7 protein-coding genes are annotated in these 11453 nt (G+C 58.3%); 6 read left to right on the top strand and 1 reads right to left on the bottom strand.

The window, feature by feature from the left end:
* The first annotated feature begins 806 nt into the window (after positions 1-806).
* From dcm to BMI90_RS18330, 6 genes are all read left to right on the top strand, one after another.
* Entirely contained in the window at positions 807-2192 is a 1386-nt protein-coding gene (gene dcm / locus BMI90_RS18305) for a DNA (cytosine-5-)-methyltransferase (protein ID WP_078530905.1), read from the top strand.
* Positions 2189-4153 carry a DUF262 domain-containing protein gene (locus tag BMI90_RS18310; RefSeq protein ID WP_078530906.1) on the top strand — a complete coding sequence of 655 codons (1965 nt, stop codon included), beginning with the start codon at positions 2189-2191 and terminating at the stop codon, positions 4151-4153. The genes dcm and BMI90_RS18310 overlap by 4 nt, the downstream gene beginning before the upstream one ends.
* Before the next feature lie 284 nt (positions 4154-4437).
* The gene (locus tag BMI90_RS18315; RefSeq protein ID WP_210401984.1) at positions 4438-6957 is read left to right on the top strand and encodes a Z1 domain-containing protein; all 2520 of its coding nucleotides are present in this window, start codon (positions 4438-4440) and stop codon (positions 6955-6957) included.
* Between the two features lie 11 nt (positions 6958-6968).
* Positions 6969-8030 carry a PD-(D/E)XK motif protein gene (locus tag BMI90_RS18320; protein WP_078530908.1) on the top strand — a complete coding sequence of 354 codons (1062 nt, stop codon included), beginning with the start codon at positions 6969-6971 and terminating at the stop codon, positions 8028-8030.
* Positions 8031-8310: 280 nt separating this feature from the next.
* Complete coding sequence (locus tag BMI90_RS18325) at positions 8311-9894, top strand: hypothetical protein (RefSeq protein WP_146671358.1); 1584 nt, start codon at positions 8311-8313, stop codon at positions 9892-9894.
* 401 nt (positions 9895-10295) lie between these two features.
* The gene (locus BMI90_RS18330) at positions 10296-10595 is read left to right on the top strand and encodes an SCP2 sterol-binding domain-containing protein (RefSeq protein WP_078530910.1); all 300 of its coding nucleotides are present in this window, start codon (positions 10296-10298) and stop codon (positions 10593-10595) included.
* A 236-nt stretch (positions 10596-10831) separates the two neighbouring features.
* On the opposite strand, the gene BMI90_RS18335 is transcribed toward BMI90_RS18330, so the two are convergent.
* Positions 10832-11191, bottom strand: a complete 360-nt coding sequence (locus BMI90_RS18335; RefSeq protein ID WP_078530911.1) for a hypothetical protein — start codon at positions 11189-11191, stop codon at positions 10832-10834.
* Positions 11192-11453 lie beyond the last annotated feature (262 nt).

An 11453-nucleotide genomic window follows, 5' to 3' on the forward strand; every position in this document is an offset into this window, starting at 1 on the left:
GGCTCTGCTACACAGTATGGCGCAATCGGGCTGCGGTGGCTCTGGGGCGTAAGCGACCTCGCCGTCGATAGGGGCGGATTCCGGACCTTCGTTGGACTTGCAGGCTATCGAACTGCCACCGGCGCAAGCTGACATTGGCGTCGCGCTGTATCCACCGAACGAGACATGGCAGTCCGAAATCACCGAGTACCGGATCCGGGGCGGAAAGTTCTACCTGTTTCAATAATGGACTGCTTTGACGGCCTTGTCGTGAGTTGGGGGATCGGCACCAAGCCCGACGCGGCCTTGGGCGACACCATGCTCGATGCAGCGACCGAGACGGCTGCGGGTCAAGGCGAGCACCAAATTGTTCACAGTGACCGTAGGCAGCGTTATCGCTGACTGGGCTAGCTCGAGGGAAGCAAGGCTGCAAAGTCCGTTCGCTCGACGTCGCGAAAGGCGTGCTCACAGAACAACGCCGCCTCCGAAAGCTTGTTCGGCCGGCTGAAGACCGAGTTCTTCTACGCGAGTCAACAGAGAATTTTCACATACGACCAGTTCATAGGCAAGGTCGTTGCGTACATTTGCTGGCACAACGAGACGCGCATCAAGTTAAAACCAGACGGATGCAGTTCGACCGCGTAACTTGGACGCCTTGGCCTCGTGCCGTGAAACCAGCACAAATTTTTCTCCGCATCTCCCGGGGCCAAGTCCGGGTGGAGATCAACAGACTATTGGACATACAACATGAAGTGGCGCTATGTGAGTATTTGAGCAAATCATGAGAAATCTCGCCCAATCAGGCAGAGACGGAAAGGGGCAGAAATTTGGGAACTAGTAAAGAGGCCTTCCGTTTCGTCGACCTCTTCGCTGGGCTGGGTGGCTTCCACGTCGCCCTCGATGAGTTGGAGGGGCGTGGTGTGTTCGCTGCAGAGAGGGAGCCCAAACTGAAGGCTCTCTACAAGGTCAACTTCGGCGTCGACGCTTGGGGTGATCTTAACGAGTTGCACAGCGACGAAATCATAGCCCGCAACGTGCCCGATCACCACGTCCTTACCGCTGGTTTTCCGTGCCAACCGTTCTCTAAAGCAGGAGACCAGTTGGGCTTTAAAGACACAAATCAGGGCAATCTCTTCTTCAAGGTGCATGACATTTTGCGCGTCAAGCGGCCAGTACACTTCATCTTGGAGAATGTGCCCAATATCCTTAAGCACGACGGCGGCCGCACTAAGATCACGATCATTCGCTTGTTGGAGGAGCTTGGCTACTCCGTCGAAGTAGAGCACTTCTCGCCCCACAATTTCGGCATTCCACAGGTGCGAGACCGCGCCTACTTCGTAGGATCACTCCAGGGCCTCGATCATTTTAAGTGGCCAGAGAAGCATAATGATCCAACCGGAATCCAATCGGTACTGCGCCGGGAAGGACATTCTAAGCGCGCCATCCCTGAACAAACGCTGCGAGCCATAGATATGTGGGGCGACTTCCTGCGCCGCTCGCCGGCTTCGCTGAAGCTGCCTTCTTTCCCGATCTGGTCGATGGAGTTTGGGGCAACCTATCCCTACCTGGACGAGACACCAGCAGGGGTTTGGGTTCGAAGACCTGTGTGGGGTCTTAGCCGGATGGGTTTCAAGGGCAGCTTCGGCCAGTCCCTGGACTGCTCGCTAGACGAACAAGCTGCGAGGATACCTAGCCACGCTAACCGCTTGGGAGAACTGAATTTTCCGCACTGGAAGCGGACTTTTATCAGGCAAAACCGCGAGTTCTACCAGGCCAACCGCCAGTGGATCGATCCCTGGATCGCAAGATGGAGCCCGCAAAGCTTCCCGTCTAGCTTCCAGAAGATGGAGTGGAACGCGCAAGGTGAGGACCGTGACATTGACAACTTCGTGTTACAGGTGCGTGCGTCAGGACTGCGGGTCAAGCGTCCCACTACATCCCCAAGTCTCATCGCCTTTACGCAGACCCAAGTGCCCATCCTCGGTGCTAACCTGGCCGGCGAACGTCGTTACATGACACCAACTGAATGCGCTGAACTTCAGGCCCTCGGAGGTATCCAATTGCCGGCGTCCGACATCGACGCGTACAAAGCCTTGGGGAACGCAGTGAACGCTCGCGTTGTCAAAGCAATAGCCGAACGGTTGTTGCACAGGCTCATCCGGCCCACGTCTAGCATCACCGCTGACCTCGAACCGTTAAGAGCTGCTGAATGACTGATCAAATCGAACACGAACACGAAGACGACTTCGACGAGGAAGACCCACGGGTCCTCGTCCTGGAGAGCATCGCCGAAGGGTTGGCAACACTCTCCGAGGCTTCTGACACGCCCGACGGTGTTCCCCCAGTTTCGTCAATTTTCAGCAGCAGCGATGTCGACTTCGCCTCTGACTCGTGGATGAACAAACTCGCTGAGGTTCAAGGCTGGCTGAGCCTCAGCGAGGACCTCCCGCCCACGGGCGGTGAATCATTCCTTCAGGCACTAATCGTTGAACTCGACCTTGAACCCACCGACCTTCTAGCTTCCGGAGGTGCCAACCCGCCGCTGAGTCTTCGCGCGCTCGAACGCCTAAACGAGCGGGTAGAGGCAGCCGGTCGGCTCCAAGGCGATTTTATTGAAGAACTTGAGGCCAAGGGCACTAGCCGCGGAACCGCTACCCAGTCGTGGGTTGACGCGTGGGGCGAGATCGACGCGGGCGAGGAAGTGGTGACCCCGGAGCCGGTCACGGCAAAGGCCGCAGTATGGGCGATCTACCACTTTACGAAGAAGCCCCCCAACCTGACGCCGTCATACCAGCGTGGTGACGTATGGGGCAATGGCGACAGACAGGCCCTGATGGAGTCCATCCTGCGTGGTGTTCCTTTGCCATCCGTCATTCTTCTGCGAACCGGACCTTCTACGCCGCATGAGGTGGTCGACGGCAAACAGAGGCTCACGGCCATCCTCCGGTTTGTGGGAAAGCATCCCGTCGCTAAGCAGAAGGTTGCCGAGGTTACCGCTCGGCATAGTGACAAAAAGTTCAACGATAAAGGACGTCTCGATGAGGACGGGGACAAAAATTTAACTGATTTGTTCAACGACGATTACCCGGCTTTCCGCCGTGCGTGGAAAGCGCTGGAAGGTTACGCACTCAATTCCACACTAGAGAACGAATACTACTTCCCATTCAGGCTGCGAACGACCGGAGACGGCGGGCTGGTTGGTCCCTACCTCGAACCTCTCCGCGGAAAGTACTACACGCAGATTAAGGGTCGAGAGATCAACGTCGCTAATCAGCAAATTGTCGTCGAAGCGTTATTCGAGGACCCGGTGGACTACACCGTTCCCGTGATTGAATACACTCAGGCCAGTCAAGCCCAGATCCATGAGGTCTTTCGCCTCTACAACAAGCAGGGCGTACACCTGAATGCTGAAGAGATCCGTAACGCCGTTTACCATGAGGTCGAACTTACCCGCGCGACCCTTGCCGCCGCCGGCGACGCCGACCCGAACATTGACGTCGCCCAAATCGCTATATCTCTGGCTGGTATCCACGATCTTGGCCGCTTGGGTGAGGCGCTGACAGACTACGGTTTTGGAGGCACGCGCTACAAGCGCACTAAGGTTCTCGCTTGGGTCATCTCGGTCCTTGTGCATGACAGCAAAGAGGTCACCAAAGAGGGCATCAAAGAGAAAGACTTGGCATCGACTAGCCGAAACATCGACCAGTTGCTGATCGCGATTCAGAAAAACAAGTCGCACCCGCTAGCCGACTCATCGACGTTGACCAAGCTGTTCTCGCTGCTGCTACAAGCAGTCGAACTTCACTCATCGCACGATGAGTTGTGGTCGGATCAATTCAAGGATGGCGGCAAGGGCGCCAAGTGGCAGGAACTCCAACTCGTTGGTTCCCTCGTCGGCATTTCCATGGCCTTGGCGGCCTCTCCAGACGACATCGAGGACCGCATCGAGGCCAATGCGGATGCTATCCGAACGGCGAGCGAGGAATCCGCGGACTGGCAACGCCCCGAAAAGACGCAGACTAAAACCCAGTGGGACTACATCGCCAAGATCACCAAAAGTCTCCTCGAACTATTGGGACTGGACCCTGATCAAGCGGCTGAGGCAATACGTCTGCAATTCGGGACCTCCGGGTACGCATCGTTGCAGCGGATGCGCATCAAACCGAAAATTTGAGAGCGGTGAAAGTGAATTCCCCACTCGTCGAGCACGTCTACTTCAATCCACCCTCGCCCAAAGAAGCGGACTCGTGGTGGGAGAGGTACAAGGCTCAACTCGTCGGTTTGACTGACACAGCGCGTGCCTCCGTTGAGGCGGACTCCCGCTACATTCTGCAGCGCGGAATATTGGCAGCCGACACTACGAAGCTCGAAGAGTGGTCATCCAGCCGCTCGCGCACGGGCCTCGTCATGGGCTCAGTCCAGTCTGGCAAGACCGCTTCAATGCTGGGTGTCTCAGCCTTGGCCATCGACAACGGCCTCGACATCATCGTCGTCCTAGCCGGGACCCGTCTCTCCTTGTGGCGCCAGACCTATGAGAGGCTGGTGCAGCAGTTGGATTCGGGCGAGGAAAACGCACAGAAGATTAAGCGCCGCCTTCTGTGTCCTGCGCCTGGCATCGCTCTGTCAGAACAGACCCACCCACTTAGAACCACCTACCGTTTGCCGTCGGCACAAGTTCGACAGCGGCTGAGTCAGGGCAGGCCTCTTATCGTCGTGGCGATGAAGCAGACTGACCATCTGCATGCGTTGGGAGCAAGCCTCCGCGACAACGTTTTCAAAGAAGTTAAGGAGCTTGGTCGCCCCGTCCACATGCTTGTGCTTGACGATGAGGCCGACGATGGCTCGATTCTCGACGCCATCGTCGAGTCCTCGCAGGACCCCATTTACGGCAACCTGAAGCAGATCCCGCGTGCAATCGCCAACCTCTGGGATCCTCCGCAGGGGTCGCCTGAAAATCTCTTCTCGACATACATCGCCTACACGGCGACCCCCCAGGCCAACCTCCTTCAGGAGGATCACAACCCCCTGGCGCCACGCGACTTTGTGATCTCTCTTCGGACGCCGCTCGACGTCGGTCATCCAGTAGATACAATCGACCCTGGCAATATCAATGCCCCTCGCTCATCGACTTACCCCGAGGCGGCTGGGATCCGTTTTTACTACACCGGCGGTGAGGTATTCTACCGCCGCGCAGAGGCAGCCAAACTGTGCGTGCCCACCACCAACTCCGTGCAGCAGGACCTCGCCGACGCCGTCCGAGCTTTCTTGGTGGCGGGCGCTATCCGCCTAAACCGCTCTGGCAGGCTCGGCCCAGCGTCCGCACTTGTAGAGCAGTTCGACACCAGGGAGGAAGCCTTTGCCAAAGTGGCTTCGCCGCACTCGATGCTGTATCATCCTTCTGCAGCAATCCAGCACCACTTCCGGGGTGCTGAGGACCTCCTCATGTGGGCGGGAATTCAGGATCGAGCGACGGCTCGAGATATGCTCGATGCGGGAAATGTCAGGCTTCCCCACTCCCTGGTGGATCAACTGCTGGCGAACCCCGCCCCATGGGCGCTATGGCTTGAAAAGTACCGCGCCTCCTCCAGAGTGATCGAGGCGGAATTTGACGTCCAGCCACCGGCAAGTTTCCCGGACTGGCAGACGGTCGAAGACCTATTAGTCAGGGAGGTGATCCCCGGAACCAGGATCGCAGTGGTCAACAGCGACCCTAACGCTGACGATCGCCCTGACTACGCACCGATCCAGGATGCAGACACCGGAAAATGGAGAGCAGCTCGCGACCTCTGCACGATCTTCGTCTCAGGGAATGTCATGGCTCGGGGACTGACGCTGGAAGGGATGACCACGGCGTTGTTTCAGCGTTCATCGGCCAATCCGCTGGCAGACACCCAGATGCAGATGCAGCGCTGGTTCGGCTACCGCGGGTCACATATCGAGCTGTGCCGCGTCTTCGCCTCCAGCGACCAACTCTCCCTCTTCCGTGACTATCACGATGTCGATGAAGCGGTTCGAACAGCCATCACCGAGCGCATGATGAGCGACGCCCCTAAACCTACCGTCTTGCAGGGACTCAATTTCGAAGCCACAGGCAAGATCGCAGGCGTGGGCAACCTTCCACTATCACCCGGCGCACGCCCCTTCATTACAGTCATCAATGATAGCGGACGGCAGGATCCCAATGCAAAAATCGTGGCTGGCCTCTTCGCCCGGCCATCCAGCGACCTCACTGTCGCCAAAGTGCTGCGGGGCCGGATCCTAGATGCTCCGCTCGAACTGACCGAGGCCGCCGACGTCTTGGATCGCCTCACTTTCGCGGATTATCGGCCTGGGAACGAAGGGTTTCACGCAGACATCTGGAGTAGTATCGAAGCCCGCGCAAACGCGGTCGCCACACTGGCCGATGCACCTCTCTATCGCCCTCCAGTGAGGAATGGTAGGGGAGACCAGCCAAGGCGAGCCTGTCCTTATGCCATCGCCGCCTACCTTAGACTTTGGTCGGCCAGCCTCACTCGGTCGATCACGGGCCTATTTGTCACCGGCCAGCCCGGCGATCGATGGTCCTACGCCGACCTTACGCGCAAGAATGCTGAGCAGCCACGGTTTTGGGTCGGCATTCGCTACGGAGATGGCGCCACCATATCCAAAGGTCCTTTGGCACGGCTCCCATTCAACATACGCGCCACCACAAAGAGGGTGGCCGGAGGCGAACTCAAGACCACTTGGGGTGCGAGTGATCCCAACGCCGGCCCGACCCAATATCGCGGTGACGTCTACTTCGACTACTACCACCGTTACGCTGACGTGCCGTCAAGCAACAACACTGGGTGGCGACCCAGCGGCTCCGACGGTCAAATCCTCTTCTACGTCAATCAACATTCGGACGACGAACACCCGACGGTCGCCGTTGGTGTCTGTCTCCCTGCGGGAGGTCCGGAGCAGTTTTCAGCCACCCGTGCTGGGGCGACCATCGTCTAGAAGGAACTCCCATGACCAGCTACGAAGAAGTTCTAAACCAGATCAACGTCGTTCCAGCGGGCACAATCGGAGATGACCGAGCCATAACTTGGTTGACTGATGCGAAGGTGGTCGGGATCGCTCGGAATAGTCGCGGTCACTTGGAACTGTTCCTTGCAGGCGACGAGTTAAGGCCCCGGACCGGCACAGTGAAGACTGCGATGCGCTACCACTCCTGGCACCGTGACAGCCTGCCTCCGCTGAACGCCAACCGCATTTGCTTACCCGCGCTGGGGCATTTCGACCAGGTCGGTGCATTTATTGCCGCTGAACTGCTGCGCGAAAAGGCTGACGTTAATTTGGAGCGCGCCTTTGCCGTCACCGAGCCGCTGATCGAACTCGCCATTAATCGCTTGGAGATCTCCGAGAACGCGATCCTCGGTCTCGTCGGGGAACTGCTCCTACTCGACGCTCTTTGCCGCCGCGCGACCGATCCTCAGGTCGGACCAATCGTTCAGGCTTGGGATGGCTGGCGCCGCTCGGCAAGGGACTTCACATGGGAAGGCACGGGCGTAGAGATAAAAACCACTACTCGCGCCACCTCAAGTCACGCCATCCATGGCGTCCACCAAATCGAGCCTACCCCTGTCAGTGATGACGACACAGGGGAAGCGCGCCTGCTGCTCGTAAGCATCGGTCTGTGCCAAGCAGATCTCAATGCGCATGCTTTGTCGATCCCTTCCTTGGTGGAGAGCATTCTTGAGCGTCTCAACGCCACCGGGGCGAGCGGCTTGGTCAACGAGTTCCTAACGCGCGTGTCTGTGTACGGCGCGGAGTCGGGCATGGGATACGAGCATGCCACGATGGTCAACGAGGCACCGTTCACGACTAAATTTAGCGTGACCTTTGTTCGCGGGTACGACATGACAGACTCGGCCGTCCAGGTCCTGCGGCGCGATGACCTCATCACCCATCAGCATGTGGATGCCCAGTCGGTCACCTTCCGGGTGGATCTTCCCGCGACGATCAGCTTGGACAACCCCATTATTGGTGCCCGACGCGTCGTGGAGGCGATCCTGAGGCTGGACAGTTAGGGACTGTTGACTTCCGCGCAAAACTGCCCCCCGAAGGATTGGTTGGCCTTGGCTTGAATGGCCAGCATGCGCGCGGCTATGGATGTCCGTTCCAGGGAAGTTGAACCGTAGCTAATCGCGAAACGGCCAATGGCCGGAGAGGGCCGTAATCCAACCCTTCCTCGGACTCAGCAGCTGACGAGGGCACTCTGGGAGAGGGATCGGACGCCTAAATCGTCGACAACGCATACTTCTGCGCGTTATCGGCAGAACGCGACATCACCATAGAATGAGACGGCCGTTGACCACATTCCCTTCCTCTCTGCGCCTCAACGGCTTGGTGCGAACCGGCCCGGTAGACATTTGCCCTCGCGACGTCCGCCTCATCCTAGCGATGATTGATGCCGGACTGGCGGATCAGAAGATCCACGCCTTTTTCAGCCAGCCTGGGCGCGACTTCAATCATAATAAGATCTCAGCACTGCGGTCGGCCAATCGATCCTCCCTGCCACCGCCCGCGACCCGCGCGGAGTTGCAAGCCTTTCTCGACGGCTGGAGTACATATCCTCCCCACTCCTGTTTTTGGCATTATTGCAGCGATCAGGGCTTCTTTGGGGATGCGTGGCTGGTCGAGTATCGCTTCCACCCTGTGGGACAGGGCATGCTCCACTCGGGCAAATTGCAGCAGGGGCGCCGCCAGCCCTTCACTTGGATCTATGATTGCGGCAGCGTCACCGCGGCAGCGCAGGTCGAGAGCGAGCTCGATGCTCTATGCACCGCGCGCAACGCTGCGCCTGGGTCAAAGCCCAAACTCGATTTTGTCGCGCTATCGCATTTCGACGCGGACCATATCTCTGGTCTCATCCATCTGCTTGGGCTTTTCGAGGTGAAGATGATCCTCCTGCCCTTCCTGCAGCTTTGGCAGCGGTTCTGGATCGCGGCATCAGCTGACGATCTTGATGCCGCCTTCCTGCAGTTTTTAGTCGATCCCGCCGGCTACCTTCGCGGCGTGGACGGCGGTGGGGAGGCGAGGATCGTTTTTGTGCCGCCGAGCGCGGGTGATCCGCCGCCCGCGCCCGACTTCGGTCCGCCTGAAGGTCCGCGTGGCGAGCTCGACGACCGGCCGATGAAATTACGGGTGGAGACTGACCGCGTCCCGGACGTGGTCGACGGCGAGATCCTCGACGTGACGGGGCAGCGCCTGTCGGCGGCGGAATTCCTGAAAGTGGGATCGGTGCTCGACATCGACGGATTATGGGAGTTCGTCCCGTATAACGACGCACACCAGGCCAAGCGTTGCCCGGCAGGTTTCCCGGCGGCCGTCGAACCGCTGATCAAGACCTTGCTAGCCGCCGGCAATCCGGCTGACCGGAAAACGGCCCAGGATGCACTTAAGGCACATTATGACACAACCTTCGGCGACAGCGCCTATCGCCGCAATATCATCTCACTGTTCCTGTACGGCGGTCCGGTGTCGACACCTGCCGATGCCTATTTCGAGACCGGCGAGACCCGACTTGGTAATATGGCTTGGCGCCATGAGCCAGATAGGTCGGGCCTCTCTGCAACCCATTTCTCGATGCTGTTCACAGGAGATGGTTCGCTGAACTCAAAGCCGCGTCGGACAGGGTTCGAGAACTTCTTCACGCCCCATGGCCGGCTCGACAAGGCATCCGTCTTTCAAGTGATGCATCATGGCGCTTCCGGGAACTCGTCGCCCGAGGTCGCAGCCCTTGTGGCGCCGCGCGCGAGCATCTTTTGTTCCGACCCCAGCAAGGGCAAAAAGCATCCTGATGCTGACGTATTGCGGCAGTTCTGGCCCTATAACTGCATCCAAATCGATGATGCGATCGGCTGGCTGATGCTTGGGGTGTTCGTGTTCTAGGTCGATAAGGTCGTTCGCGACTGCTTTACGGGCGGGAACGGTTCCAAACGGATGATCGGTCGCCTACCGGCGATGCCGGTATCGTCGCTCTTTGGCGCGAAGAAGTGCCACCGAGCCCCGATCGGGTCTTGGCGTATGAGGGTGCGGGACGGGCCGCTCTCAGCGTAAGCTGCCTTTCCACTTTCGGCTTGGGAATGATCGAAAAATCCCAAGATTGACCTTCTAGCTAATGATTTTCAGCGAAATACGTCAAACGACCGCTTCGGGGAGCGCAGCCACGCAGCATCGGTGATACTCGAACGTCGGCTCTGGGCCGAGAGCGCAATTCTCCAGTCTCGACCCAGCGTCAAACTAGACAGAGCAATCGAAAACGGTGTCCATGCAGGGCGAAGGAGACCAACGTGACCAAACCAAGTAAGGCTGAAATCGTAAACCTCGTGAGCGAACGCGCAAAAAATCGGATAAAGGGTAGCGTGCGGCTAGAGATGCCGGGCACTGTGACGCTCTATGTGGACGAAACTGGAGCAATTGAGAGCGATCAGGCCGCTGACATAACTCTGACGGCGGACGCTAGCGTCTTCTACGACATAGCTATGGGAGTAAAGAACCCCGCAAAGGCGTTTATGATGCGCCAGCTAAAAGTTGACGGGAATCCTATGAAAGCGCTCAAAATTGGAGAAATCCTGAGCACGACGAACTAAGTTTCTCGACCGCATACGGCCCGGTTTCGTCGCGGTTTTGATGTATCCCTGAAGCGAGGCGAGGTGTTGCTGGGAAACGCGCCGATTCTTGGTCAATAAAACCGCCGCCACTTACAGCACGATCAGCGACACCGAGTTCAAATCAATTTGGATCATGCGCGAGCGGCGAATGGCCGTTTGGGCGGGCCGCACTGCAACGGGCACTCGGCAGGATGAATGACCGCAAAGGGCCGCGACTACTTGGGGCCCTTGTCGGGCCTCTGGCCGCCATACGCGTCCAGCACCATCTTGAAGTAGGTCGTCGTTTTGTCGGAGTGCGCGCTGAGACCGGGCCAGGCGAAAGGAAAGGTTCCATCGGTCACCGACCAGTCGATTTCTAACCATAGCATTTTTGCAATAGCCTCGGCCTCAGGCGACTCCTTGTCTTCGGGCCAGAGGTCAATGTCCAACGTTATCCACGCGTCGCCGTCATCATCGACCTTGATGTCAGCGCTCAAAGCAGCAAGCCTCTCTCCCACGTTGCTTGCATCATCGAGCAATGCCGCTCGCAACAACAACTCGGCCTTCCTTGCGTCCATGTCCATTGTGAGTGCCATGTCTGTCCTCTCCCTTTGGATGAGAGATAGGCATCTCATGGTTCGATTAAAGGGTGTATTCTTTCGAGGTCCGCTTCGGCGGAGCCGCACTGCGGCGACAATTTCCCCAACGAGCGCCAGCTTCGGGCCGTCCATGAAGGGCGGCCTGAACCGCGCCGGGTTTGCCGGAGGCTGATTTGGGTTAGTTACGCGGCCATGTCTTCAGTTTCCAGAGCGGCGTAGAAGTTTGCCTCTGCTTCCGCCGGCGGGATGTTCCCGATCG

The sequence above is a fragment of the Thioclava sp. L04-15 genome (assembly GCF_002020275.1).
Lineage (GTDB): Bacteria > Pseudomonadota > Alphaproteobacteria > Rhodobacterales > Rhodobacteraceae > Thioclava > Thioclava marina.